Consider the following 26,487-nt stretch of genomic DNA (forward strand, 5'->3'; position numbering starts at 1 on the left):
TGTAGGAGCGAGGGGGGGCGCCTAGCCCTTGCTCGCGAACCAGCCCGGCTCATGGAGTCGCCGGCTGAATCCGTTCGCGAGCAAGCTCGCTCCTACAGTTCCTGCTTGCTCGATCGTAGGACGGGTGGAGCTTGCGATACCCATCAGCGGACTTACCGGTAATCGATGGGTATCGCTTCGCTCCACGCCATCCTACGAGTGCCATCGGTTGTGCCTATGGATAGCGTTTCCTACAGCCCCAGTTCGCTCAGCGACGGATGCTCATCCGGCCGGCGTCCTTGCGGCCAGCGGAACAGGCGTTCGTCCTCGCTGATCGGCAGGTCGTTGATGCTGGCGTGGCGCTCGAACATCAGGCCGTTCTCGTCGAAGGCCCAGTTCTCGTTGCCATAGGAGCGGAACCAGTTGCCCGAATCGTCGTGCCATTCGTAGGCGAAACGCACGGCGATGCGGTTCTCGGCAAACGCCCAGAGTTCCTTGATCAGCCGGTACTGTTGCTCGCGCACCCACTTGGCGGTGAGGAACTGGACGATCTGCTCGCGGCCCTGGACGAAGGTCGCGCGGTTGCGCCAGCGGCTGTCCGCTGTGTAGGCCAGCGACACGCGGTGCGGATCGCGGCTGTTCCAGCCGTCCTCGGCGAGGCGGACTTTCTGGATGGCGGTTTCGCGGGTGAAGGGCGGAAGAGGGGGACGGGCTTCGCTCATGGTGGTCTCCGAAGGCGGTGAGGGATGGGTGCCTGGTGTCCATACTCCGCCCGCCCCCGCATGGGGTAAATGACGGCGATCCCACAGATATTGCCAATCGCTTTTGCTCTTTGTAGGAGCGAGCTTGCTCGCGAACCCACCTAGCTCCAACGCTGCCGGTTGACTCCGTTCGCGAGCAAGCTCGCTCCTACAGGGTATTTACGGCGGTCAGGCCTTGACCGCCACCTTGCGCAACCCCACCCGATCCTGGCTCGGGCATACGCCAAATTTCGCCCGGTAACTGCGCGACAGGTAGGAAGGCGTCTCGAACCCGCAGGCCACGCCGATCTCCAGCACGCTCATGTCGGTCTGGCGCAGCAACTGGCGCGCCTTGTCCAGGCGCAGGCCGAGGTAGAAGTTCGATGGCGTGTCGTTGAGGTGCAGGCGGAACAGGCGCTCCAGCTGGCGCCGGGTGACCTGGATGCGTTCGGCCAGCTCCAGCGTCGTCAGCGGTGGCTCGGTGTGGCGCTCCATCTCGCCGATCACCTGCACCAGCTTGCGGTTGGAGACGCCATAGCGGCTGGCGACCTGCAGGCGCTGGTGGTCCTGGCGGGGGCGGATGCGCCCGACCACGAACTGCTCCGACACCTGCACGGCCAACTCCGGCCCATGGTCCTGGGCGATCAGGTCGAGCATCAGGTCGATGGACGCGGTGCCGCCGGCGGAGGTGATGCGCGGGCCGTCGATCTCGAACAGCTCCTGGGTCGCCTGCACCTGTGGATAAGTCTCCCGGAAGGCGTCCAGCGCTTCCCAGTGCACCGTGCAGCGCTGGCGCTGCAGCAATCCGGCCTCGGCCAGCGCGAAGCTGCCGGTGTCGATGCCACCCAGCGTCACGCCGTCACGATCCAGCCGTTTGAGCCAATGCAGCAGCGCCGGCGTGCAGGCGCGCAGCGGGTCGAAACCGGCCACCACCAGCAGCGTATCGCCTTCGCGCAGCGCTTCCAGGCCGCTGTCGGCGTTCATCGACATGCCGTTGCTGGCCAGCACCGGGCCGCCGTCCAGGCTCATCAGGTGCCAGCGGTACAGCTCGCCGCGGAAGCGATTGGCCACCCGCAGCGGCTCGACGGCGGAAACGAAACCCATCACCGAAAAACCGGGCAACAGCAGGAACCAGAAGTCTTGGGACATGGCGGGTACCGTGCGATTGGAGGGCGGCGTAGTGGCAGCCTGCCCATGCTTATGGACCATGGACGTCGCCCTGGCAATCGGGGAGGTCGCTGCTGTGCAAGAGCTGGTCGCCACTGTGCGACTCACCGGGGCGGCGCCTGCGTAATTTGTTCTCCAGCCCCCGTGAGGGCCGCATGACGTACAACAACGATAACCAACGCCGCAAAGGCCTTGAGGGAGAAGTCATGAAGCTATCGATCCGAGCGTTCGGCTGTGCCGCGCTCATGCTCGCCGCCAGCACCACCTGGGCTGCCGAGCCCGCCCAGTGCCAGAGCGTACGCATGGGCACGGTGAACTGGACCGACGTGGTGGCCAGCAGCGCCGTGGCCGAAGCCGTGCTCGACGGCCTGGGCTACAAGGTCAAGCAGACCAGCGCCTCGCAGCAGATCATCCTGGCCGGCATGGCCGACAAGCAGCTCGACGTCTTCCTCGGTTACTGGCAGCCGACCATGCAGCCGGTGGCCAAGCCCTACCTCGACAAGCAGCAACTCGACGTGATCACCCCGCCGACCCTGCCCGATGCGCAGTCCACCTACGCCGTGCCGACCTACGTCTACGACGGTGGTCTGAAGACCTTCGCCGACATCGCCAAGTTCAAGGACAAGCTGGGCAACAAGATCTACCTGATCGAGCCCGGCAGCGGCTCCAACCGCATCACCGCGAAGATGATCGCCGACGACAAGTTCGGCCTGAAGGGCTTCCAGATCGTCGAATCCAGCGAGGCCGGCATGCTCACCGCGGTCAAGCGCGCCATCAAGCGCAAGCAGTGGGTGGTGTTCTTCGGCTGGAAGCCGCACCCGATGAACCTGCAGATCGACATGAAATACCTCACCGGCAGTGACGACGTATTCGGCCCGAACGAAGGCTCCGCCACCGTCTCGATCATGACCGCCGGCGGCTACCAGGCGCAGTGCGGCAACGTCGCCAAGCTGCTGCACAACCTCAAGTTCAGCAGCCAGCAGGTGAGCCAGGTGATGGTGCCGATCCTCGACCGCAGCCAGCCGGTGGATGCCGCCAAGGCCTGGTTGAAGCAGAACCCCGAGCCGCTCAAGGCCTGGCTCGACGGCGTGACCACCTTCGATGGCAAGGACGGCCTCGCCGCCGTACAGGCCTCGCTCAAGTAACCCTCTACCAGCAACTCCCTGCGCGTCGCCTGGCGCGCAGTGGGTTCGTTCGACCTCAAGAAGGACAGCCACCGTGAACTACGAAGTCATTGTCACCTGTGCGGTGACCGGCGCCGGCGACACCGTCGGCAAGCACCCGGCCATTCCCGTCACCCCGAAGGAAATCGCCGCCGCCGCCATCGAGGCTGCCAAGGCCGGCGCCACCGTCGCCCACTGCCACGTCCGCGACCCGCAGACCGGCAAGCCCAGCCGGGACGTGAAGCTCTACCGCGAAGTGGTCGAGCGCATCCGCGAAAGCGACACCGACGTCATCATCAACCTCACCGCCGGCATGGGCGGCGACCTGCAGATTGGCCAGGGCGAACAGCCGCTGGAGTTCGGCGCCGGCACCGACCTGGTCGGCCCGCTGGAGCGCCTGAAGCACGTCGAGGAACTGCTGCCGGAAATCTGCACCCTGGACTGCGGCACCCTGAACTTTGGCGATGGCGACTTCATCTACGTCTCCACACCGGCCCAGCTGCGTGCCGGCGCCAAGCGCATCACCGAACTGGGCGTGAAGGCCGAGCTGGAAATCTTCGACACCGGCCACCTCTGGTTCGCCAGGCAGATGCTCAAGGAAGGCCTGCTGGAAGACCCGCTGATCCAGATCTGCCTCGGCATCCCGTGGGGCGCCCCGGCCGACACCACCACCATGAAGGCCATGGCCGACAACATCCCCGACGGGCTGACCTGGGCCGGCTTCGGCATCGGCCGCTCGCAGATGCCGATGGTCGCCCAGGCCATGCTGCTGGGCGGCAACGTGCGGGTCGGCCTGGAAGACAACATCTGGCTCGACCGCGGCGTGCACGCCACGAACGGCCAACTGGTCGAGCGTGCCATCGAGATCATCGAGCGCCTGGGCGGCCGCGCCCTGACTCCGGCCGAGGGGCGCAGGAAGATGAACCTCAAGCCGCGCTGATGCAATCACCCTGCGTACGAACTGCTCTTCGTAGGAGCGAGCTTGCTCGCGAACCAGCCCCGCTGCGGACTTTGTTCGCGAGCAAGCTCGCTCCTACAGGTAATCCCTCATTCCTGCTGGAGCTACCATGCCCTTCATCACCGACATCAAAACCTTCGCCGCCCTCGGCAGCGGCGTCATCGGCAGCGGCTGGGTCGCCCGCGCCCTGGCCCACGGCCTCGACGTCATCGCGTGGGACCCGGCCCCCGGCGCCGAAGCCGCCCTGCGTGCGCGCATCGCCAATGCCTGGCCGGCGCTGGAAAAGGCCGGCCTCGCCCCCGGCGCCTCGCAGGACCGCCTGCGCTTTGTCGCCACCATCGAGGAATGCGTGCGCGACGCCGACTTCATCCAGGAAAGCGCCCCCGAACGCCTCGACCTGAAATGCGAGCTGCACGCCAAGATCAGCGCTGCCGCCAAGCCCAACGCCCTGATCGGCTCCAGCACCTCGGGCCTGCTGCCCAGCGAGTTCTACGCCGACGCCACGCACCCCGAACGCTGCGTGGTCGGCCACCCGTTCAACCCGGTGTACCTGCTGCCGCTGGTGGAAGTGGTGGGCGGTGCGAAGACCGCACCCGAGGCCGTGCAGGCCGCGATCAAGGTCTACGAATCCCTCGGCATGCGACCGCTGCATGTGCGCAAGGAAGTCCCCGGCTTCATCGCCGACCGCCTGCTCGAAGCCCTCTGGCGCGAGGCGCTGCACCTGGTCAACGATGGCGTGGCCAGCACCGGCGAGATCGACGACGCCATCCGCTTTGGCGCCGGCCTGCGCTGGTCGTTCATGGGCACCTTCCTCACCTACACCCTGGCTGGCGGCAACGCCGGGATGCGCCACTTCATGGCCCAGTTCGGCCCGGCGCTGCAACTGCCCTGGACCTACCTGCCCGCTCCGGAGCTGACCGACACCCTGATCGATCGCGTGGTGGAAGGCACCGCTGAGCAGCAAGGCAGCCGCAGCATCGCCGAACTGGAACGCTACCGGGATGACTGCCTGCTGGCGGTGCTCGGCGCCATCAAGGAAACCAAGTCCAAACACGGCTTCGCCTTTGCCGACTAACCTCTCTGATCACCGCCCACTCGGAACGGCTTCCTCTCTCTTCAGGGGGGGACGCCTAGTTAGAGGGATGGGGAGAGGGGACCTAAATAGAGAGCCGAAAATGCACGCCCTGAAAACCTGGGAAACCCCCATCCTCGCCGAGTGGACCGACTACAACGGCCACCTGCGCGACGCCTTCTACCTGCTGCTGTTCAGCTACGCCACCGATGCTCTGATGGACCACCTGGGCCTCGACGCGGAGCATCGCGCCGCTACCAACGATTCCCTGTTCACCCTCGAAGTGCACCTCAACTATCTGCACGAGGTGAAGGAGGGCGAGCAGGTCGAAGTGCGCACCCAGCTGATCGCCCACGACCGCAAGCGCCTGCACGTTTTCCACAGCCTGCACCGTGCGGGCGAAGACCTCGCCCTGGCTGCCAGTGAACAGATGCTGCTGCACGTGAACCTCGACGGCGGCGCACGCTCGGCGCCCTTCGAAGGCGTGGTGCTGGAGCGCGTGCTGGCGCTGGCCGAAGCGCACCGCCCGCTGCCGCGTCCGGACTACGTCGGCCGCGTCATCGGCCTGCCGGGATGAGTGCTCCGTGACGCGGCGCTATCCGCTGTCCGCTGCCATGCAGGCGTTCATCGTGCGCACGCAGTCGATGGCCGTCGATGAGCCCTCGCTCGTCGCCCAGCGCGAAGGCTATGAGCGCATGGCAGAAGCCTTCTGCCCGCCGCGCCCGCCGGGGCTGTGCATCAGCGAGGTGCTGTTGGAGGGCTTGCCGGAAATCCGCCTGTACCGGCCCGCTTCGCTGCCGCCGCCAAGCGGCTGGCCCACGGTGCTCTATCTGCACGGTGGCGGCTGGACGCTCGGCAATGCCGGCAGCCATGACGTCATCTGTGCGGAATTGGCCGCACAGCTACAGGCGCTGGTGGTTGCCGTCAGCTACCGACTGGCACCGGAGCATCCCTATCCTGCCGCTCTCCAGGATTGCCTGGCGGTCTGGCGTCGCCTGCGCTCCGGCAGGCTGGGCGAGCCGGTGGACAGCTCGCGCCTGGTGGTTGCCGGCGACAGTGCCGGCGGCAACCTGAGCGCCGCCCTCTGCCTCGCCCTGCGCGACGCGGGTGAGCCGTTGCCGGGTGCCCAGGCGCTGATCTACCCCGCACTCGGCGACCAGCCGACGCCCTCGCGCATGCAATGCGCCGACGCGCCCCTGCTGACCAGCGAGGATGTGGATAACTGTTTGAACGCCTACCTGTCGCGGCCTTCCGACCGCCGCGATCCCCTTGCACTGCCGTTGCTGGCCGAAGACCTGCGCGGCCTGCCGCCGGCCTTCATCGCCGTCGCCGAGTTCGACCCGCTGCGCGACGACGGCGCGCTCTACCGTGATCGCCTGCGGGCCGATGGCGTGGAAGTGGAGTACTTCGCCGGGGCGGGGCTGGTACACGGTTGCCTGCGCGCCCACGACGTTGCGGAAGTGGTGCAGCTGCGCACCGCCTTGCTGGGGGCCTTGCGCCGCCACCTGCGCTGAGCGCAAAAAAAATCCCCTGCGGCGCCCGACGCGCGGCAGGGGACAAATCGAGCCGAAACAGGCTCTCAGTGTGCGAGGCCCCGCCAGCAATGCCGGTGCCGGCCAGCGGGGTATGCAGCCAGTCTGCGCGCCGCGCCGCCGCCCCGGTTAGCCGAAAACGACCTGTGCTTGCCCGCCGCGGACATTCCGTCGGACAGGTGCTTGCCGCGCCCCGCCGGGCTTACCAGAATCGAGGCAGACCCTGCCGCTCCCAAGGAGACCCGCGATGATGCACGCCGACCTGATCGACCAGGACGATTTCCGCGAACGCCTGCAAGCGCTGGGCTTCGCCGTGCCGCCGGACGTCACCGCGGAGCAGGCCTGCGAATACGCCGTGCGCGGCCTGACGCCGGAACGCTCGCTGGCACTGCGCCGCCTGGTGGAGGAAATGCTCGCCGGCAACGCCACCCTGCTGCCGGCCGTGCGCGAGGCCATCTCTCGCCAGCTGCTGCCGGCGCTGGTACCCAAGGCGTTGTGATCGCCGCTGGCGCCGGCCCTGCCTTCAGGGCTGGTCGGCGGCCACTTCCAGCGGTGACAGCGGGAAGGTGTCGCCAATCGGATCGCCCAGCAGGGCCAGGTAGCGTCGGCCCTGGTCTTCCACCGTGACCTTGCGCCCGGCATCCAGCGGCAGTGTCGGGCACAGCACGCGCAAGCCATTCCCTTCAGGCAACAGCAGGCCGTGGCGTGGCGCGCTTTCCTGCAGTTTGCTGCGCAGGCTGAGGCGGCAGGGGCGTGGCTGCGAGGACAGCCAGGCGCCGCGCAACTCGTAGCGTTCGCCGCCGAGCAGGCGGAGGCTTTCCACCTGTGCCAGGTGCCAGGAGCTGCTGGCAGACTGACGGATGCCAAGCAACTCGCCGACGGCGGGCGGTGGCGAGCCCTCCCAGTGGCCAGTGAAGTGCCGGTCGCTGCTACGCGGCTGCGTCAGCGGCCAGACAGGTGGAAGGCTGGCCTTGAGCACCGGGCGGCTGAATTCGATGTCGTGCGGGTGCGCGACCACGTCGTCCAGTCCGCCACGGCCGCCGGTTTGCTGGGACCAGACATCGCTCACCTGCTGCTGGCGCTGGAAGTGATGCGCATCGAGGCGGGTGTCGTCAGCGACGCCCAGGTGCGCGAGCAGCGCCGGCAAGCCCCGGCACACGTGCCAGGGCTCGGCACCGGCACTGGCCTGGTTCCAGCAGGCGAGCAGGTGGGCATTCAGGTCAAAGGCTGCGTCGCCCGCACTCACGGCGGTGAAGCGCTTGAGCATGTCCAGCAGTTCGTCGAGCTCCAGTGCGAGGCCGTGCTCATGGCTGGCAGCGTCGGGGTCGCGGAAGGGGCGGTCGACCTCGCGTTCGAGCCGCCAGTGGCTGCCGGGCTGCTCCGGCCGGATGTGCACGATGGAGGAGAAGACCTGGGTCGATTCGATCAGTGCCGGCAGGTATTGCATTGGAATCTCCAGCGGCCGGGAGCCAACCACGAGCAGGCAGTGCAGATAGCCAGCGGCGACGGTCTGGCTGCGCGGCTCGAACGCTTCGCCGTCGTCGATGGGCAGGTGCTGGACTTCGATTCGCAGGGCGCGCCCGTACACCTGGTGCAGCAGGCTCCACAGCCCTGGCGGGGCGGGGTGGTGGTTTTGCAGGCAGTTGAAGTGGATTTCCTGCAGGCTGCGGACCATGCGTTGCATCAGCAGCGCGGCGGTCTTGCGCTCGGCGCGGCGGGTGCGCAGCAGGTGCCAGTAGCCACCGAGCAGCCGGCGGTGCAGGGCGAGGATGAGCTTTTCCGCCTTGTCGGCCCTGGCCTGTTCGAGCGCGCCGGTGTGCTCGCCGAAAAGGTCGGTGAGGTGGCGGCTGACGTCGAAGATTTCCGGGCGCAGGCGTTCGAGTTGGCGCAGCAGCTGAATGCCGGTCAGGCTCGCGTGGTCCTGTTCGATGGCCTTGCGATAGAGCTCCCGCGTTCGCTGGGCCAGGTATTCGAGGGCGGTGTCCATGTGTCCCGAGGTTCCGAAGGATGCTGGCGAACCCTTCGGAGACTGCGAGATTCAGCGCGGTATGAGATTCAGACGAATCTGAATGATGGGGACCAATGCGTCACAGGAATGAAAAAGGGAGGCCATTGGCCTCCCTTTTCGTTTCCCGGCTCCCTGGACTCAGAGCACCCGCACGCTGGCGAAGGTGGATTCGCCCTGGGCCTGGCTGAGCGCCGAGATGGCCGAGGAGTTGGGCATGAGGGCGAGGTCCTGCGGGATCGGCATGACCATGACCGGTTGGCCGATCGGCTGGCCCTGGCGCTCGTCGCGCGGCGGGATGCCGAAGTATTCGCGGTAGCACTTGGAGAAGTGCGGTGTGGAGACGAAGCCGCAGACCGAGGCGACTTCGATGATCGACATCGACGTCTGCTTGAGCAGCTGGCGAGCGCGGATCAGACGCAGCTTCAGGTAGTAGCGCGACGGCGAGCAGTGCAGGTACTTCTGGAACAGGCGCTCGAGCTGGCGGCGCGAGACGTTGACGTAGACGGCGAGTTCGTCGAGGTCGATGGGCTCCTCGAGGTTGGCTTCCATCAGCGCGACGATTTCCTGCAGCTTGGGCTGGTTGGTGCCGAGCATGTGCTTGAGCGGCACGCGCTGGTGGTCCTGCTCGTTGCGGATGCGCTCGTAGATGAACATCTCGGAGATCGCCGCCGACAGCTCGCGGCCGTGCTCGCGGCCGATCAGGTGCAGCATCATGTCCATCGGCGCGGTGCCGCCGGAGGAGGTGAAGCGGTTGCGGTCGATGGAGAACAGGCGGGTGCTCATGGCCACGCGGGGGAAGGCTTCCTGCATGGCGGCCAGGCATTCCCAGTGCACCGAGCAGTCGTAGCCGTCGAGCAGGCCGGCGCGGGCCAGGGCCCAGCTGCCGGTGCACACGGCGCCGAGCTTGCGCCCCAGGCGCGCCTGGGCCTGGAGGAAGGTGGTGTGTTCGCGGGTGACGCTGCGCTGGATGCCGACGCCGCCGACCACGATCAGCGTGTCCATCTGCGGGGCGCTGTCGCAGGCCGCGTCAGGGGTGATCTGCAGGCCATCGCTGGCCCAGACCTGGCGGCCGTCGAGGCTCAGGGTGTGCCAGCGGTAGAGTTCGCGTCCGGACAGCTGGTTGGCCATGCGCAGCGGTTCCACCGCCGAGGCCAGGGAGATTAGGGTGAAGTTGTCCAGCAGCAGGAAGCCGATGGACTGCGGAGCTCGGTTTTGCGGCGGAACTCCGGGGTTGAACGCGTTCATTCAGTCACCTCACGCTAGTCACAGTCGCCTCACGGGAGGCGTTTCTTATGCTTGTTCTTCTGTTGGGAACTGCGCCGTGGGTTGGCCCCGGCTGTTCCTCTGATTGCTCGCTTCTACCAATAGCAAGGCAAATGCCGTGCCTAGGTTGAATGGCTGTTCAATTAAAAAAGAAAACGGCATGGGAATGCCGCTTTTGCAGGCCCGGATTGCGACGCCTCGAAGGTCGCAAATACGCATGGATCTTGGGCTGGGGTTTTTGGTAGCACTCACCGGTCACGCGACCGGCGGTGCTGTGCCCGGAACGGTAACGCCCTTTGCTTGTCGGGACGGGCGTTCCGCTTGCGCCATCAGGGGGCGCGCCGGACCGGGCGTGGTCGATTCGGGGTCAGCACTCGATGATGCTGACGGCCAATCCGCCGCGCGAGGTTTCCTTGTACTTGTCGTGCATGTCGGCGCCGGTGTTGCGCATGGTGCGGATCACCTGGTCGAGGCTGATGAAGTGCTGGCCGTCGCCACGCAGGGCCATCTGCGCGGCGTTGATGGCCTTCACCGCGGCGATGGCGTTGCGTTCGATGCAGGGCACCTGGACGAGGCCGCCGACCGGGTCGCAGGTCAGGCCCAGGTTGTGTTCCAGGCCGATCTCGGCGGCGTTCTCCACCTGTTCGGGAGAGGCGCCGAGCACTTCGGCGAGGCCCGCGGCGGCCATGGCACAGGCGGAGCCGACTTCGCCCTGGCAGCCGACTTCGGCGCCGGAGATGGAGGCGTTCTTCTTGCACAGGATGCCGACGGCGGCGGCGGCCAGGAAGTAGCGGGTGACGTCGTCGTCGCTGGCGTCCGGGTTGAAGCGCATGTAGTAGTGCAGCACCGCGGGGATGATGCCGGCCGCGCCGTTGGTGGGCGCGGTGACCATGCGCCCGCCGGCGGCGTTTTCCTCGTTCACCGCAAGGGCGAAGAGGTTGACCCATTCCATGGCCGAGAGCGTCGAGCCGATGACGTTGGGCTTGCCGATGTCCTGCAGGCTGCGGTGCAGGCGCGCGGCGCGGCGCTGCACGTTGAGGCCGCCGGGGAGGATGCCTTCCTGGCTCAGGCCGTTGTTCACGCAGTCGCGCATGGCCTGCCAGATGACCTTGAGGCCTTCGCGGATGTCGGTTTCGCTGCGCCACATGCGCTCGTTGGCCATCATCAACTCGGACACGCGCAGGTTGTGGCGGCCACAGAGCATGAGCAGTTCGGCGGCGCTGGCGAAGTCGTAGGGCAGCACGGTGCTGTCGGTGTCGAGGCTGCCGGAGGCGGCCTGTTCCTCGTCGACCACAAAACCGCCGCCGATGGAGTAGTAGGTGTCGCTGTGCAGCACGTGGTCGCCTTCGATGGCGGTCAGGCGCATGGCGTTGGGGTGGTAGGGCAGGTTCTCTTCGAGCAGGCGCATGTCGCGAATCCAGTCGAAGGGGATCGTTCTTTCGCCGGCCAGCAACAATCCGCCGCTCTTTCGAAGCTCGGCCATGCGCGGTTCGATCTGGCGCGGGTCGATGCGGTCCGGCCATTCGCCCATCAGTCCCATGATCACCGCGCGATCAGTGCCGTGGCCGACGCCCGTAGCGGACAGCGAGCCGTACAGGCGAACTTCCACGCGGCTGGTGCGTTCGAGCATCTGCCGCTCGCGCAGGGCGCCGACGAACAGCGCGGCGGCGCGCATGGGGCCGACCGTGTGCGAACTGGAAGGGCCGATACCGATCTTGAACAGGTCGAACACACTGATTGCCATGCCGGACTCCGGGCGAGCTGCGCATCCTTGAAGGAGCATCTCTTGAAGGGATGAGGAGGCACGTCCCTGTGCCCGCGATGCCCGGCCATGATCGACCCAAGTCCCGTACCGGCTGCGTCCATCGGCGACGCGGCCGTATCCATTAACGCCGCTTGCGCACCCCGTCGGTGCAGGGCTCGGGAGCGCGTGTTCCGGCGCCGACGAAAGCTTGTCCCATTACGACATGAGCCGCGCGAACCACGACCGGTCGATAGGCGCGGGCGGTTGCGCTGTTCCATGATCCGCCACCGACGAACGGCAGCGTTCGCCCGTATCCACCCCCATTCTCCGCAGTCAGAGGCTGGCCTCATGAAGAGTCTTGTGTCGTCGCTGTTGGCGTTATCCGTGGTACTACCGGGCGCTGCTCGCGCCGCCGAACCCGAATCCTGCGCCGTGGTGCGCTTCGCCGATGTCGGCTGGACCGACATCACCGTGACCACCGCGGTGACCCGCCTGGTGCTCAGCCACCAGGGCTACCGCACGCAAGTAGTGCGGCTGTCGGTGCCGGACACCTACAAGGCGATGTCGGAGAAGAAGATCGACGTGTTCCTCGGCAACTGGATGCCAAGCATGGCGAACGACATCAAGCCGTTTGCCGACAAGGGCCAGGTGGAAACCGTGGGCGCCAACCTCGAGGGCGCCAAGTACACCCTGGCGGTGCCGCGTTACGCGTACGAGGCCGGGCTGAAGACTTTTGCCGATATCGCAAAATTCAGGGAGCAGCTGGGCGGGCGCATCTACGGCATCGAGCCGGGCAACGATGGCAACCAGCTGATCCAGAAGATGATCAAGGAAAAGGCCTTCGGCCTGGGCGACTTCAAACTGGTGGAATCCAGCGAGGCCGACATGCTGGCCTACGTCAAGCGAGCCGGGGCCTTGAAGCAGCCCATCGTGTTCCTGGGCTGGGAACCGCACCCGATGAATACCCGAATCCAAATGAACTATCTGGAGGGAGGGGATTCCTACTTCGGTCCCAACTATGGCGGTGCGACGGTCTTCACCAACGTCAGAGCAGGCTATCTTCAGGAGTGCCCCAATGTCGCGCGGCTGCTGAAGAACCTGAAATTCGACCTGGCGATGGAGAACCAGTTGATGGATGCGGTGCTCAACGAGCGACGCAATCCCCGCCAGGCCGCCAAGAGTTGGTTGAAAGCCAACCCGCAGGTGCTCGATGGCTGGTTGCAGGGTGTCGCTCCCGGCTCATCGGGCGCGGCGCCAGGGGGCCAGAAAACCGCCGCCATGGATTGATCCGGGCCTCTGGAAGTCGCTGGAACCGGGCCTTTCCACTGGATGCGACATGGCTGGTGCTGAATACGACTTCGCCTGCACTGGATGCGACCCACCCGGTATGCGACGAAATTTTCCTGCTCCATGATCGTTTACGAAATGACAACAAAAGGGCCCACCCCAGGCCCCAACCATAATTCAGACCGCCGCGCCCCACCGTGGGCAGCGCCGGCGCCCCACCCCGCAGAGGAGTACGCTCATGAATGGTTTCAAGTCTTTGCTGCTGGCTGTGTCCATTTGCGCGCCGCTGGCGGTTCAGGCCGCTGAACCTGACTCGTGCGGCACGGTACGTTTCTCCGACGTCGGCTGGACCGACATCACCGTGACCACCGCTACTACCCGACAGGTGCTGGAATCCCTTGGCTACAAGACCAAGGTGACCATGCTTTCCGTGCCGGTGACCTACAAGTCGCTGGCGAACAAGGACCTGGACGTCTTCCTCGGCAACTGGATGCCGAGCATGGCCAACGACATCAAGCCCTACGCCGACAACGGTTCGGTGGAGACGGTGAAAGCCAACCTCGAGGGCGCCAAGTACACCCTGGCCGTCACCCAGGCGGCCTATGACGGCGGCCTGAAGTCCTTCGCCGACATCGCCAAGTTCGCCGACAAGCTCGACAACAAGATCTACGGCATCGAGCCGGGCAACGACGGCAACCGCCTGGTCCAGGGCATGCTCGACAAGAACCAGTTCGGCCTGGGCAAGTTCAAGCTGGTGGAGTCCAGCGAAGCCGGCATGCTCTCGCAGGTCGGGCGCGCGGACCGGCGCAACCAGTGGATCGTGTTCCTGGGCTGGGAACCGCATCCGATGAACACCCGCTTCAAGATGAAGTACCTCGAAGGTGGCGATGACGTGTTCGGCCCCAACTATGGCGGCGCGACCATCTACACCAACGTGCGCAAGGGCTACGCCCAGGAATGTCCGAACGTCGGCAAGCTGCTGACCAACCTGACCTTCACCCTGGACATGGAGAACAAGCTCATGGACGCCGTGCTCAACGGGGGCAAGAAGCCCGAAGAGGCGGCCAAAGCCTGGTTGAAGGACCATCCGGAACTGCTCGACGCCTGGCTCGCCGGCGTGACTACCCGTGACGGCAAACCGGCCTTGGCGGCAGCCAAGGTGGCATTCGCGAAGTAATTGCCGTTGGCCGATTCCTCAAGCTTCTGATGGGCCCGCATTATGTTTCTGACTGACCACAAGCTACCGCTGGGCGAGCATATCGCCGCCTTCGTCGACTGGCTCACGCAACATGGCGCGTCGGTGTTCGACAAGATTTCCGACACCCTCGAGTTCCTCATCCACGGCGTCACCAACAGCCTGCTCTGGTTCAACCCGCTGGCGCTGATCGCGCTGATGGTCTTCCTGGTGTTCTACATCCAGCGCAGCTGGGGCCTTGCCGTATTCGCCCTGGCCTCGCTGCTGCTGATCCTCAACCTGGGGTACTGGCAGGAGACCATGGAGACCCTGGCGCAGGTGATCTTCGCCACGGTGGTGTGTATCGCCATCGGGGTGCCGCTGGGCATCCTGGCGGCGCACAAGCCCTGGTTCTACACCGGGCTCAGGCCACTGCTGGACCTGATGCAGACGGTACCCACCTTCGTCTACCTGATCCCCACCCTGACCCTGTTCGGCCTGGGTGTGGTTCCGGGCCTGATCTCCACGGTGATCTTCGCCATTGCCGCGCCCATCCGCCTGACCTGCCTGGGCATCCAGGACGTGCCGGCGGAACTGATGGACGCCGGCAAGGCCTTCGGCTGCTCGCGCTGGCAACTGCTGACGCGCATCGAGCTGCCGCACGCCATGCCGAGCATCGGCGCGGGGATCACCCAATGCATCATGTTGTCGCTGTCGATGGTGGTTATCGCCGCGCTGGTGGGTGCTGATGGCCTCGGCAAGCCGGTGGTCAACGCGCTCAACACCGCGGACATTTCCCTCGGCTTCGAGGCCGGTCTGGCCATCGTCCTGCTCGCCATCCTGCTCGACCGGGTGTGCAAGCAACGTTCGCTGCGGGGGAGGTAAGCACTATGTCGGCGATTCGATTCGAACATGTGGATGTGATTTTCGGCACCCACACCAAGGAGGCGCTCAAGCTGCTGGACAAGGGCCTGGGCCGCGAGGAAATCCTCAAGCGCACCGGCCAGGTACTGGGCGTGGAGGATGCCTGCCTGGACGTCAATCGCGGCGAGATCTGCGTGATGATGGGGCTCTCGGGCTCGGGCAAGTCCAGCCTGCTGCGCTGCATCAACGGCCTCAACCGGGTCAGCCGCGGCAAGCTGCTGATCGAGCACGAGGGCCAGCAGGTGGATATCGCCAACTGCTCGCCGGCGACGCTCAAGACCATGCGCACCAAGCGCATCGCCATGGTGTTCCAGAAGTTCGCGCTGATGCCCTGGCTGACCGTGGCCGAGAACATCGGCTTCGGCCTGGAGATGCAGGGCCGCCCGGCCAGCGAGCGGAAGAAGGTGATCGACGAGAAGCTGGAGCTGGTCGGCCTCTCGCAATGGCGCGACAAGCGCCCGGACTCGCTCTCCGGCGGCATGCAGCAGCGCGTCGGCCTGGCCCGTGCGCTGGCCATGGATGGCGACATCCTGCTGATGGACGAACCCTTCTCCGCGCTGGACCCGCTGATTCGCCAGCAATTGCAGGACGAACTGCTGGTGCTGCAACGGCAGCTGCACAAGACCATCGTCTTCGTCAGCCATGACCTGGACGAGGCGCTGAAGATCGGTACGCGCATCGCGATCATGAAGGACGGCCGCATCATCCAGCACGGCAAGCCCGAGGAAATCGTGCTCAGCCCGGCGGACGACTATGTGCGCACCTTCGTTGCCCATACCAACCCGCTCAACGTGCTCTGTGGCTCCAGCCTGATGCGTGGCCTGGACCAGTGCCGCCGCCAGGCCGACGAGGTGTGCTTCGACCAGGGCCGCGATTGCTGGCTGGGCCTGACCGAGACCAACCAGATCAAGACCGCGCGCCAGGGCAGCAACATCATCGACCTGCAGCAATGGCGCCCGGGCGACCCGGTGGAGAAGCTCAAGCACGAGCCGACCCTGGTGGACGTCAATATCCGCATGCGCGACGCGCTGCAGATTCGCTACCAGACCGGCCACAAGCTGGTGCTGCAGGAGCAGAGCCGCGTGGTCGGCGTGCTCGGCGACAGCGAGCTGTACCACGCGCTGCTGGGCAAGAACCTGGGCTGATTCTTTCGGCTACATGAAAACGTCGGCTCCTTGTGAGGGGGGCCGGCGTTTTTGTTTGAGCTGGGGGCGATGGTATTTCTTGTAGGAGCGAGCTTGCTCGCGAACGGGTTCCCCGGACGCTCGGTGCTGAGGCGGTTCGCGAGCAAGCTCGCTCCTACAGGGAAACTCCGGTGCCTCGGCTGGCCCTCACCCTAGCCCTCTCCCAAGGGGAGAGGGGACTGTCCTCTGCGTTCGGGAGGCTTGGAGCTTTCCGGCTACCTTCGTTTCCGATCCAGTACTCCGAACGGCTCCCTCTCCCTTCGGGAGAGGGTTGGGGTGAGGGGATAGCCCGCACCGATGTCGCAAGAAGCGTAGGAGCGGACTCCGTCCGCGATGGTATCCGGCGCGAAGCGGAACCGATCGCGGACGGAGTCCGCTCCTACAGGCTTGCCACGTCAGTGCTTCAGCTCAGCCAACCCCTTGAGCAGTGCCTCGTGGAAGCGCTTCGGGTCCTGGATCTGCGGCGCGTGGCCCATGTCGTCGAACTCCACCAGGGTGGCGTTGGGGATCGCCTTGGCGGTCGCCTTGCCCAGTTCGGCGTAGTTGCCCAGCTTCGGCTTGAGCTCGGCCGGAGCGATGTCCTTGCCGATGGCGGTGTTGTCCTTGGTGCCGATCAGCAGCAGGGTCGGCATCTTCAGCTGGCCGAATTCGTAGACCACCGGCTGGGTGAAGATCATGTCGTAGAGCAGCGCCGAGTTCCACGCCACGCGCTCATGGCCGGCGCCGTTGAACAGGCCGGCGAGCATGTTCACCCACTTGTCGTACTCCGGCTTCCACTGGCCGGCGTAGTAGGTGGCCTGCTCGTACTGGCGGATGCTGTCGGCGCTGGTCTTCAGCTCGCGCTCGTACCACTGGTCCGGGGTGCGGTAGGGGACGCCCAGGGCTTTCCAGTCTTCCAGGCCGATGGGGTTGACCATGGCCAGCTGCTCCACCTGCTGCGGGTACATCAGCGCGTAGCGGGCGGCGAGCATGCCGCCGGTGGAGTGGCCCAGCAGGGTGATCTTGCCGATCTTCAGGTGGTCCAGCAGCGCATGGGTGTTGGTCGCCAGCTGCTGGAAGCTGTACTGGTAGCGCTCGGGCTTGGTGGATTTGCAGAAGCCGATCTGGTCCGGCGCCACCACGCGGTAGCCAGCGTCGCTCAGCGCGGCGATGGTGGTTTCCCAGGTACCGGCGCAGAAATTCTTGCCGTGCAGCAGCACCACGGTGCGGCCGTTGGGCTGTTTCTTCGGCTTCACGTCGATATAGGCCATGTGCATGTGGTGGCCCTGGGACGCGAAGCTGTAGTGGCCGACCGGGTAGGCGTAGTTGAAACGCTCCAGTTCCGGGCCATAGGTGGGTTTGGATTCGGCGGCGTGCAGCGGCAGGGCGGCGGCCAACAGCAAGGCGGGAAGCCAGCGGCGGGGCATCGGGAAGCTCTCCTGGTGGTGGGGCACGGGTCAGACAGCGGAAACCGCCATAGGTTGGCAGATTTCCGGGCACGTTGCCGCATGCAACGGTATCGAGATTGTAGGAGCGAGGGGGGAGGCACCGTCGACAAGCCGGAATCGTAGGATGGGTGGAGCGTAGCGATACCCATCGATTGCGGACGCAAGCTGCATGGGTATCGCTACGCTCCACCCATCCTACAAAGCAGGCGTCAGGCCGCGGTGGCGCCGCCAGTCAGCCAGTCGATGAACAGCGAGAACAGTTCTGCCTGGGAGTTGATCTCCAGCTTGGTATAGAGGTGCTTGCGGTGCATGCGCACCGTCTCGGGCGAGATATCCAGCACCCGCGCGCTGGATTTCACCGAGTGGCCGCGCAGTAGCAGGTGGGCGATTTCCCGTTCGCGCTCGGTCAGCCGGTCGGCGCCGAAGTTCATGAAGGCGGCGCGGATATGCCGGTTCAGCGGCGCCTGCTCGTCCGGGTCGTTGACACTCACACCGCGCCCGGCCAGCAGCAGGTCCAGCCCGCCGTTGCGCTCGAACTGGCGGATCAGTTCGCGCACCAGCGGCAGCACGGTGGCCAGCAGGTCCAGCTGGGTTTCGCTGAAGCGCGCGCCGCTCCTGCCCTGGTACAGGCACAGCGAGACCTTGCGCGCCTCGCCCAGGTCGATGATGAAGTGGCAGTCCTCGGTGCAGCCGAACTTGAGGTAGTAGGTCTTGTAGTACTCGCTGGCGAAGAAATCGTCCGGGGCGATATCGGCCAGTGGGTAGAAGCCTTCGGTGAGGCCGTCTTCCATGGCCAGGCAGAAGGGGTCGAGCAGGTAGCCACGGGCGTAGTAGCGGTCGATCAGCGCCTCGTGGTGCTCCGGGTCGATGCCGCGCTGGTACAGCGGTTGCGGCGGCTGGCCGCGCTGTTCCAGGCCGAGCATCACCGATTCCAGTGGTACCAGGCAGCCCAGGGCGTCTGCCAGGCGTTCGACGAAGACGACCTCGCCGACACTGGCCATGACGCGCGCCAGCCCCGCATGCCAGGCATGCAGGGCCAGTGCGTCGGACGTTTCGCTCAGTGCCTGAGATTCGCTCATGCCCGGCAGCATAAAGGGCTGCCGGGGTGTAGGCAAAATCCTAGGATCGATCATCAGTGCCCCGCGTAATCACCGCTGCGCTGGAGGTCAGCGGCGGCCTCCAGGATCGACTCGCGCAGGGTGTCGACGATCTCGTCGACCTGCGCGCGGGTGATGGTCAGCGGCGGCGACATCACGTTCAGGTGCACGATCGGTCGCACCAGCAACCCCTTGGCCTGGGCGCGCAGGTGGATCTTCTCGCCGATGTTCAGCTCCTCGGGGAAGAGCGCCTTGCTGCGCTTGTCGGCGACGAACTCGACGCAGGCCATCAGCTTCTGGCAGCGTACGCTGCCCACCAGCGGCAGGTCGGCCAGTTCCTGCAGACGCTGCTCCAGGTAGCCGCCGACATCCTTCACGTGCTCCAGCAGATTCTCACGCTCGATGATCTCGATGTTCTTCAGCGCCGAGACGCAGCTCACCGGGTGCCCGCTGTAGGTGAAGCCGTGGGCGAAGCAACGGCCCTTGTCGGCTTCGCCGATCACCTTCCAGATGCGGTCGGAGAAGATGCACGCGCCCAGCGGCAGGTAGCCGGAGGTCAGGCCCTTGGCGGTGGTGATGATGTCCGGCTGCATGCCGAACACGTCCTCGGAGGCGAAGAAGGCGCCGAGGCGGCCGAAGGAGGTCACCACTTCGTCGGCGACGTAGAGCACGTCGTACTTCTGGCACACCTGCCACATGCGCTGGTGGTAGCCCTTGGGCGGGATGATCACGCCGCCCGAGCCCATGATCGGCTCGGCGAAGAAGGCGGCGACCTTGTCTTCGCCCAGTTCGAGAATCTTGTCTTCGAATTCCTTCACCAGGAATTCGAGGAAATCGCCCTCGGTCATCCCTTCCGGCGCGCGGTAGGGGTTGGGGCAGGAAATGTGGTGGATGACGTCCTTGAGGAAGTCGAACTCGGCCGGGTGGTCGGCGACCTTGCCGCCCAGCGACATGGTGAGGAAGGTCGAGCCGTGGTAGGCGTTGACCCGGCTGATGATGTGCTTCTTCTCATGCTTGCCGCGGCAGTTCTGGTAGTACTGGATCAGCCGGTAGGCGGTGTCCACGGCGGTGGAGCCGCCGGTGGTGAGGAACACGTGGTCCAGGTCGCCCGGGGCGAGCTGCGCGAGTTTTTCGCAGAGCTGGATGGCGGTGACGTTGGCCATGTCGCAGAAGGGATTGGAGTAGGCCAGCTGGCGCACCTGCTCGGCGATGGCGTCGGCCATTTCCGCGCGGCCCAGGCCGATGTTGGTGCACCACATGCCGCCTACGGCATCCAGGTAGCGATTGCCCTTGGTGTCGTAGATGTAGGCGCCCTCGCCGGCGGCGATGTTCAGCGCACCGTTGACCCGGTGATCGTCGAACACGTGGTAGCCGTGCATGTAGTGGGCTTTGTCGGCGGCGACCAGCTGCTCGTCGTTGAACTGGGCGAAGAAGGCTGGGGTGGTGGTGGTCATTGTCTGTACCTCGAAATTACGGTTCGTCGTGCGAGTCCTTGCCCTCTCCCTGACCCTCCCCCTGAAGGGAGAGGGGACCGTTCGGAGTACTCGGTGACTACGACGGTCATTGCGGGCACGCAGTCAGCGACATCACAGGAAGACGACTTCCTTGAACGTGGCTGCGGGCTGCCCCCTCTCCCTTCAGGGAGAGGGCTGGGGAGAGGGGGCTGTGGTCTTGCGCTATCAGGTCCCGGTCTTCACCGCGTTCCAGGTACGGGTGATCAGGCGGGTGGCCTTGGGGTTCTGCACTTTCTGGGTGAACAGACGGGCGCGGGTCTCGGCGTCGGGGTAGATCGCCGGGTCGTTGCGCACTTCGGCGGCCAGCAGCGGGGTAGCGGCGGCGTTGCTGGAGGCGTAGCGGATGTAGTCGGCGACACCGGCAGCGACCTTGGGCTGCAGCATGTACTCGATGAACTTGTGGGCGTTTTCCACGTGCGGCGCGTCGGCCGGGATGTAGAAATCGTCGAACCAGATCAGCGAGCCTTCCTTGGGCACGAAGTAGCCCAGCTTGACCTTGGCGCCGGCTTCGTCGGCGCGGGCCTGGGCGGTGGCGTAGTCGCCGGACCAGGTCATCGCCATGCACTGGTCGCCGTTGGCCAGGCCGTTGAGGTAGCTGGTGGAGTCGAACTTGCGGATATACGGGCGGATCGATTGCAGCAGGTCCTGGGCGGCCTTCAGGTCCTCGGGCAGCGCGCTGTTGGGGTCGCGCTTGAGGTAGGCCAGGGCCAGCGGGATCACATCGGTGGGGGAATCGATGATGGTCACCCCGCAATCGGCGAATTTCGACACGATCTTCGGATCGAACAGCATCGCCAGCGAGCCGATGGGCGCATCGGGCATGCGCTGCTTGATCTTGTCGATGTTGTAGGTGATGCCGTTGCTGCCCCAGGTGTAGGGCGCCGAGTACTTCACGCCCGGATCGTAGTGGTCCAGGTGCTTGAGCACGTCCGGGTCGAGGTTGTTCCAGCTGGGCAGCTTGGACTTGTCCAGCGGCTGGAAGACGCCGGCCTTGAGCAGCGGCGGCACCAGGGCGGCATTGAGCACCACCAGGTCGTAGCCCGAGCGGCCGGGCAGCAACTTGCCCTGCACGGTCTCGTAGGAATCGAAGGTGTCGTAGACCACCTTGATCCCGGTTTCCTTCTCGAAGTCGGCAACGGTGTGCTCGCCGATGTAGTCGGTCCAGTTGTACAGCCGCAGCGTCTTCGCGCCGGCGGCATCCTCCCCGTGACCCAGTGCCGGCAAGGTCGCCAGCGCCGCGCTGAGTACTGCTGCGAGCGTTTTCTGCATGTCAGTCCCACCTTTGATTTTGTTATGGATTGGAGATATCGCGGATGAAGCCACTCTCGACCAGGGGCGGTGCCCGGACCATTCCCCGAACGGGTAGGTACTGGCGCCTAATCGAACAATCGTTCAGATTGGCCACCTGACACTTTAGGAGCCAGGCATGAACGAGGAAGTCCGCTTTACCCGACTGGAGCCGGAGCAGCGCAAGGCGCTGCTGATCGAGGCGACCCTCGCGTGCCTGAAGCGCCATGGCTTCCAGGGAGCTTCCATTCGCAAGATCTGCGCCGAAGCCGGCGTCTCGGTTGGGCTGATCAACCACCACTACTCGGGCAAGGACGAACTGGTGGCCGAGGCCTACCTGACCGTCACCGGGCGAGTCATGCAGCTGCTGCGCGAAGCCATCGCCGAGGCAGCACCGGATGCGCGCGCGCGGCTGTCGGCGTTCTTCCGTGCGTCGTTCTGTGCCGAACTGCTCGACCCGCAACTGCTGGATGCGTGGCTCGCATTCTGGGGTGCGGTGAAGACCGCCGAAGCGATCAACCAGGCGCATGACCATTCCTACGGTGAGTACCGCACCTTGCTGGCGCAGGCGCTGAAGGATCTGGCGCAGGAACAGGCATGGTCCGATTTCGACGCCGACCTCGCCGCCATTGCCCTCAGCGCCTTGCTCGATGGCTTGTGGCTGGAATCCGGGCTGAACCCCAATACCTTCACCCCGGAACAGGGCGTGCAGATCTGCGAGGCCTGGGTAGACGGCCTCCAGCATGGCGGCCGGCAGCGTTTCAGCCGGTCGCCGGCGGCCTGTTGATCGATTGTTCAGCGAGCGGTAACCTGCGGCCATCTGCAGGACCGCTCCTACAGCTCTACCTCCACGCATAACAAGAATTGCCCCGCCACGAGCGGTGGCGTCAGCAGGGTATTGCGATGACTTCCCGTGTACTGATCGTCGACGACGATCCGGTGGTTCGCGAGCTCCTCCAGGCCTACCTGGGCGAGGAGGGCTATGACGTGCTCTGTGCCGGCACCGCCGAACAGGCCGAGGCGAGCCTGGCCGAAGCCGAACAGGGCGGGCAGCCCATCGACCTGGTGATGCTCGACATCCGCTTGCCCGGCAAGGACGGCCTGACCCTGACCCGCGAGCTGCGCGTGCGCTCGGAGGTCGGCATCATCCTGATCACCGGCCGCAACGATGACATCGATCGCATCGTCGGCCTGGAGTGCGGCGCCGATGACTACGTGATCAAGCCGCTCAACCCGCGCGAGCTGGTGTCCCGCGCGAAGAACCTGATCCGCCGCGTGCGCCACGCCCGCCAACCCAACGCCATCTGTGTTCCGGGCGCCCGCCAGCACCACAAGCGCTTCGCCCAGTGGACACTGGACCCCGACCGCCGGCGCCTGATCGACCGCGATGGCAGCGAAACCCCGCTGACCCACGGCGAGTTCCAGCTGCTCGGCGTGTTCCTGCGCAACACCGGCCATACCCTCAGCCGCGACCAGCTGATGGACCAGATCCGCAACCGTGAATGGTTGCCCAACGACCGCTCCATCGACGTGCTGGTTGGCCGCCTGCGCCGCAAGCTGCGCGACGACCCGGCCGAGCCGGAGCTGATCATCACCATCCACGGCGCCGGCTACCTGTTCACCGCCACGCCTGCCGACACCTGAGCCTTACTCCGTGTTTCGAGCGCGTACCGTACGGCTCCCTCTCCCTTCGGAGCGGGGCGCGCAGCCAGGGCTGGGGAGAGGGAAACCCCCGCTCCAATTCCTCCTGTATTTCCTGGCTTTGCTCTTCTGCACGGCAACCCAAGCCGCCCAGCCCATCCGTTACTGCGACTACCCCGTCTACCCGCCCATCTCCTGGAGCGACGGCCACGAAGTACGCGGCCTGGCCCCGCAGACCGTGCGCAGCATCCTCGGCGAACTGGGCTACGAGGTGAAGACCGTGGTGCTGGGCAACTGGAAGCGCTGCCTGCTGGACGCCGCCGAAGGCCGCGTCGACGTAGTGCTCGCCTACCAGACCCCGCAGCGCGACGACGGCCTGCTGTTCTCCCGCGTGCCGGTGCTGCGCGAGGAAGTGGCGATCTTCTACAACCGCCGCAAGCCGGTGCGTTTCGACCAGTTGGGCGACCTGGCGAATTACCGCGGCGGGCTGCTCTTCGGCGAGAGCTACGGGCCTGAGTTCGACCGTTTTGTCGCCGAGCACGGCAACGTCGAATGGGTCTCCGACAGCCGGCAGAACTTCGGCAAGCTGATTCGCCAGCGCATCGACTTTATCGCCCACGAGCGCCGCACCGGGACGTTGTTCGTCGAGCAGCTCGCTGGCGGGGAGGACATCGCCGCGCTGTCGAAACCGCTGACCGTGGACTACCTGCGCATCGCTGTCTCCCGCCATTCGCCGTTGGCCGCGCGGATGGACGAGATCGACGCCGTGCTGAAGCGGCGCGTGGACGACGGCAGCATCGCCCGCTGGCTGGACGAGAGCGAGCGCGGTTACCGCGCCATGCTCGCTGGCGACGGGGTGCCGCGTTGAAGCTGCCCGGCGGCCTGGCCCGGCGCCTGCTGCTGCGGGTGCTGCTGTTCAGCCTGTGCTTTACCGTGCTGGCCAGCGCCGTGCAGCTGTACTTCGAGTACCGCCGCGAGATGCGCGACATCGATACCCGCCTGGAGCTTATCCGCGTCGGCTACCTCGCCAGCTTCGAGCGCAGCCTGTGGGACCTCAACCAGGAGCAGCTCAACGTGCAGTTGCACGGCCTGGCCGACTTCCCTGACATCGCCCAGGTACGCCTGCGCAGCGCCGACTTCAACCTGGTGCAGGACGCCGACGACACACGCGGGCCGTTCCGTACCGAGCGCTACGCCCTGGCCTTCCAGCCGCCGGACGGCGAGCGCCGCGACCTGGGCGAGCTGGAAGTCAGCATCGACCTGGGCGCCGTCTACCTGCGCCTGCTCCATGGCGGTCTCGCCAGCCTGCTGTGGATGGGTGTGTTCCTCTGTGGCCTGGCGGTGGCGCTGAGCTGGCTGTTCCACAGCCTGGTCACCCGGCACCTGCGTGCCATGGCCGATTTCGTCCGCGGCCTGACGGGCGGCGACCTGGGCACCGAGCTGGCGCTGGATAAAAAACGCTCAGGCGAAGAGGACGAAATCGACACCGTAGCCGATGCCCTCGATGGCTTGCGCCGGGCCCTGCGTGCCGAGTTGCGGCGCCGCGAGGCGGATCGCGAAGCGCTGCAGAGCAAGCGTGACGAATTGCAGCGGCGGGTCGAGCGGCGCACCGCCAGCCTGCGCCGCGCCAAGGAGGAGGCCGAGGCCGCCAACCGCGCCAAGAGCCGCTTCCTTGCCACCATGAGCCACGAGATCCGCACGCCGCTCAACGGCATCCTCGGCATGGCCGAACTGCTGCGCGCCGCGCCCCTGGGCGAGCAGGACCGTCGCCGGCTTCAAGCGTTATCCACAGCAGGCGAAGGACTGCTGGCGATCCTCAACGAGGTGCTGCACTTCGCCAAGCTGGAGGACGGCGCCAGCCAGCCGGAACCGGTGGATTTCTCCCTGCGCCGCCTGCTGGACGACGTGGTGACCCTGCTGGAGCCACGCGCCGAGGACAACGGCACCTGCCTGCGCCTGCGTATTGCACCCCAGGTACAGGACGGTTGCCGGGGCGCCGAGCAGTTCCTGCGCCAGGTGCTGAGCAACCTGCTCGCCAACGCAGTGAAGTTCACCGAGGAGGGCGAGGTACTGCTGGAGGTTGCACTGCTCGAGGGCGGCGACGCCGGCCAGCGGCTGCGCTTCACGGTGACCGACGACGGTATCGGCATCTCCGCCGAGCAGCAGGAAAAGATCTTCCAGCGCTTCACCCAGGCCAGCGACGAGGTAGCGCGGCGCTACGGTGGCACCGGGCTAGGGCTGGCGATCAGCAAGCGGCTGGTGGAAGCCATGGGCGGCGAGATCGGCGTGGAAAGCCTGGAAGGCGAGGGCAGCACCTTCTGGTTCGAGATCGTGCTGGCGCCGGGCGTGGTCCCGCGCTCCAGCGTGGCCGTCGAACAGGCGCCAGCGCTGGACGTGCTGGTGGTGGAGGACGTCGCCCTCAACCGCGAGGTCGCCCAGGCCCTGCTGGAGCGCGACGGTCACCGCGTGCAACTCGCCGAGGACGCGGCGCCGGCGCTGGCGCTCACCGCCGCGCGGCACTTCGATCTGATCCTGCTGGACATGCACCTGCCGGGCATGAACGGCCTCGACCTGTGCCGGGCGGTCCGTGCTCAACCGGGCGGGTTCAACGTCAGCACACCGATCCACGCCTTCACCGCCAGCGTGCAGCCGGGCATGGTCCGGCGCTATTTCGAGGCGGGCATGCAGGGTGTGCTGGGCAAGCCGCTGCGCCTGGACGACCTGCGCCGTGCGCTGTCCGGCGTGGCCTGGGAGCTGTTGCCGGAGGCTGTGGATAACGGCCCGCTGGATCGCCAGGTACTCGATACCCACCGCCGGTTGCTGGGCGAGCACAAGCTGAACGAGCTGCTGGCCAGCCTGTGGAAGTTGCTCGATGAGCAATGGCCGCTGCTGCTGGATGCGCTGCGCCAGGATGATGCCGTGGAGGCTGCGAGCTTGGCGCATCGGCTGGCCGGGAGCTGCCGGTCCATGGGGTTGCGTGGGCTGGGCGATTGCCTGGGCGAGCTGGAGGAGGCGGCGTTGGCGGGGGCTTTGCTCGGTGATTGGCTGGAGCGGCTGGAGCGGGAGAGGGCGCTTGCCGCTGAATGTCTGAAGAGCGCTCAGACGTAAGTTCGGCATGGCACCGATGCCATCGTGGGGCGCCTGACCTGTAGGAGCGAGCTTGCTCGCGAACCCGCCCAACCCCGCCTGAATTCATAGAATAAGCGCAACGCTTGAAACGAGAGGCAGAGAGCCAGCCACCGGTAGAATCCAGGCTCTCACACCGAAGGATTCAAGCGCAGATGACTACGCATTACCGGCAGCTGACTCAGGGACAACGTTACCAG

Annotated in this window: 23 protein-coding genes; 14 read left to right on the forward strand and 9 right to left on the reverse strand. The window is 65.9% G+C overall.

Annotated elements, in window-relative coordinates; all coding sequences use genetic code 11:
* Positions 1 to 230 precede the first annotated feature (230 nt).
* Together A6723_RS30455 and A6723_RS30460 are read right to left on the reverse strand one after the other, a co-directional pair.
* Complete coding sequence (locus tag A6723_RS30455; RefSeq protein WP_054907617.1) at positions 231 to 701, reverse strand: nuclear transport factor 2 family protein; 471 nt, start codon at positions 699 to 701, stop codon at positions 231 to 233.
* 207 nt (positions 702 to 908) lie between these two features.
* The gene (locus tag A6723_RS30460) at positions 909 to 1,868 is read right to left on the reverse strand and encodes a GlxA family transcriptional regulator (protein WP_054907618.1); all 960 of its coding nucleotides are present in this window, start codon (positions 1,866 to 1,868) and stop codon (positions 909 to 911) included.
* Between the two features lie 224 nt (positions 1,869 to 2,092).
* On the opposite strand from A6723_RS30460, the gene A6723_RS30465 reads away from it, so the two are divergent.
* The 6 genes from A6723_RS30465 (at position 2,093) to A6723_RS30490 (ending at position 7,110) form a co-directional block, all read left to right on the forward strand.
* Positions 2,093 to 3,031, forward strand: a complete 939-nt coding sequence (locus A6723_RS30465) for a choline ABC transporter substrate-binding protein (protein ID WP_054907619.1) — start codon at positions 2,093 to 2,095, stop codon at positions 3,029 to 3,031.
* Positions 3,032 to 3,104: 73 nt separating this feature from the next.
* Positions 3,105 to 3,989, forward strand: a complete 885-nt coding sequence (locus A6723_RS30470) for a 3-keto-5-aminohexanoate cleavage protein (RefSeq protein WP_054907620.1) — start codon at positions 3,105 to 3,107, stop codon at positions 3,987 to 3,989.
* 127 nt (positions 3,990 to 4,116) lie between these two features.
* The gene (locus A6723_RS30475; protein ID WP_054907621.1) at positions 4,117 to 5,082 is read left to right on the forward strand and encodes an L-carnitine dehydrogenase; all 966 of its coding nucleotides are present in this window, start codon (positions 4,117 to 4,119) and stop codon (positions 5,080 to 5,082) included.
* Between the two features lie 100 nt (positions 5,083 to 5,182).
* Entirely contained in the window at positions 5,183 to 5,656 is a 474-nt protein-coding gene (locus A6723_RS30480; protein WP_054907622.1) for a thioesterase family protein, read from the forward strand.
* Between the two features lie 7 nt (positions 5,657 to 5,663).
* Positions 5,664 to 6,593, forward strand: coding sequence for an alpha/beta hydrolase (locus A6723_RS30485; RefSeq protein ID WP_175405599.1), 930 nt, complete (start codon positions 5,664 to 5,666; stop codon positions 6,591 to 6,593).
* A gap of 265 nt (positions 6,594 to 6,858) precedes the next feature.
* Positions 6,859 to 7,110, forward strand: coding sequence for a hypothetical protein (locus A6723_RS30490; RefSeq protein WP_024766693.1), 252 nt, complete (start codon positions 6,859 to 6,861; stop codon positions 7,108 to 7,110).
* A gap of 24 nt (positions 7,111 to 7,134) precedes the next feature.
* On the opposite strand, the gene A6723_RS30495 is transcribed toward A6723_RS30490, so the two are convergent.
* The 3 genes from A6723_RS30495 to A6723_RS30505 form a co-directional block, all read right to left on the reverse strand.
* Positions 7,135 to 8,598 (reverse strand): hypothetical protein, encoded by a 1,464-nt coding sequence (locus A6723_RS30495; protein ID WP_054907623.1) that lies wholly within the window; start codon positions 8,596 to 8,598, stop codon positions 7,135 to 7,137.
* Between the two features lie 159 nt (positions 8,599 to 8,757).
* On the reverse strand, positions 8,758 to 9,864 hold the full coding sequence (locus tag A6723_RS30500; protein WP_024766695.1) for a GlxA family transcriptional regulator: 1,107 nt from the start codon (positions 9,862 to 9,864) through the stop codon (positions 8,758 to 8,760).
* A 385-nt stretch (positions 9,865 to 10,249) separates the two neighbouring features.
* Positions 10,250 to 11,626 carry an L-serine ammonia-lyase gene (locus A6723_RS30505; RefSeq protein ID WP_054907624.1) on the reverse strand — a complete coding sequence of 459 codons (1,377 nt, stop codon included), beginning with the start codon at positions 11,624 to 11,626 and terminating at the stop codon, positions 10,250 to 10,252.
* A gap of 348 nt (positions 11,627 to 11,974) precedes the next feature.
* Here A6723_RS30505 and A6723_RS30510 point away from each other — a divergent pair, with 348 nt between their 5' ends.
* The 4 genes from A6723_RS30510 to choV all read left to right on the forward strand — a co-directional run bounded on the left by A6723_RS30510 (position 11,975) and on the right by choV (position 16,156).
* Complete coding sequence (locus tag A6723_RS30510) at positions 11,975 to 12,913, forward strand: choline ABC transporter substrate-binding protein (RefSeq protein ID WP_054907625.1); 939 nt, start codon at positions 11,975 to 11,977, stop codon at positions 12,911 to 12,913.
* Between the two features lie 238 nt (positions 12,914 to 13,151).
* Entirely contained in the window at positions 13,152 to 14,090 is a 939-nt protein-coding gene (locus tag A6723_RS30515; RefSeq protein ID WP_054907626.1) for a choline ABC transporter substrate-binding protein, read from the forward strand.
* 42 nt (positions 14,091 to 14,132) lie between these two features.
* The gene (choW, locus tag A6723_RS30520) at positions 14,133 to 14,972 is read left to right on the forward strand and encodes a choline ABC transporter permease subunit (protein ID WP_038803445.1); all 840 of its coding nucleotides are present in this window, start codon (positions 14,133 to 14,135) and stop codon (positions 14,970 to 14,972) included.
* Between the two features lie 5 nt (positions 14,973 to 14,977).
* Positions 14,978 to 16,156 carry a choline ABC transporter ATP-binding protein gene (choV, locus tag A6723_RS30525; protein WP_054907627.1) on the forward strand — a complete coding sequence of 393 codons (1,179 nt, stop codon included), beginning with the start codon at positions 14,978 to 14,980 and terminating at the stop codon, positions 16,154 to 16,156.
* Between the two features lie 434 nt (positions 16,157 to 16,590).
* Here the strand turns inward: choV and A6723_RS30530 are convergent, their stop codons facing one another.
* The 4 genes from A6723_RS30530 to A6723_RS30545 form a co-directional block, all read right to left on the reverse strand.
* Positions 16,591 to 17,601 carry an alpha/beta fold hydrolase gene (locus A6723_RS30530; protein ID WP_054907628.1) on the reverse strand — a complete coding sequence of 337 codons (1,011 nt, stop codon included), beginning with the start codon at positions 17,599 to 17,601 and terminating at the stop codon, positions 16,591 to 16,593.
* A gap of 230 nt (positions 17,602 to 17,831) precedes the next feature.
* Complete coding sequence (locus A6723_RS30535) at positions 17,832 to 18,701, reverse strand: helix-turn-helix transcriptional regulator (protein ID WP_054907641.1); 870 nt, start codon at positions 18,699 to 18,701, stop codon at positions 17,832 to 17,834.
* 53 nt (positions 18,702 to 18,754) lie between these two features.
* On the reverse strand, positions 18,755 to 20,173 hold the full coding sequence (locus A6723_RS30540; protein ID WP_054907629.1) for an aminotransferase: 1,419 nt from the start codon (positions 20,171 to 20,173) through the stop codon (positions 18,755 to 18,757).
* Positions 20,174 to 20,398: 225 nt separating this feature from the next.
* Entirely contained in the window at positions 20,399 to 21,502 is a 1,104-nt protein-coding gene (locus tag A6723_RS30545; RefSeq protein ID WP_054907630.1) for a polyamine ABC transporter substrate-binding protein, read from the reverse strand.
* A 157-nt stretch (positions 21,503 to 21,659) separates the two neighbouring features.
* On the opposite strand from A6723_RS30545, the gene A6723_RS30550 reads away from it, so the two are divergent.
* From A6723_RS30550 to A6723_RS30565, 4 genes are all read left to right on the forward strand, one after another.
* Positions 21,660 to 22,307, forward strand: coding sequence for a TetR family transcriptional regulator C-terminal domain-containing protein (locus A6723_RS30550; protein WP_037013083.1), 648 nt, complete (start codon positions 21,660 to 21,662; stop codon positions 22,305 to 22,307).
* Between the two features lie 110 nt (positions 22,308 to 22,417).
* Positions 22,418 to 23,164: a response regulator gene (locus A6723_RS30555; protein ID WP_139093107.1), complete on the forward strand. Its 747-nt coding sequence runs from the start codon at positions 22,418 to 22,420 to the stop codon at positions 23,162 to 23,164.
* A gap of 103 nt (positions 23,165 to 23,267) precedes the next feature.
* Positions 23,268 to 24,029, forward strand: coding sequence for an ABC transporter substrate-binding protein (locus A6723_RS30560; protein WP_054907642.1), 762 nt, complete (start codon positions 23,268 to 23,270; stop codon positions 24,027 to 24,029).
* Complete coding sequence (locus A6723_RS30565) at positions 24,026 to 26,269, forward strand: hybrid sensor histidine kinase/response regulator (RefSeq protein ID WP_054907632.1); 2,244 nt, start codon at positions 24,026 to 24,028, stop codon at positions 26,267 to 26,269. The genes A6723_RS30560 and A6723_RS30565 overlap by 4 nt, the downstream gene beginning before the upstream one ends.
* Positions 26,270 to 26,487: the final 218 nt, after the last annotated feature.

It is taken from the genome of Pseudomonas sp. AU11447, from assembly GCF_001672555.2.
Classification (GTDB): domain Bacteria; phylum Pseudomonadota; class Gammaproteobacteria; order Pseudomonadales; family Pseudomonadaceae; genus Pseudomonas; species Pseudomonas nitroreducens.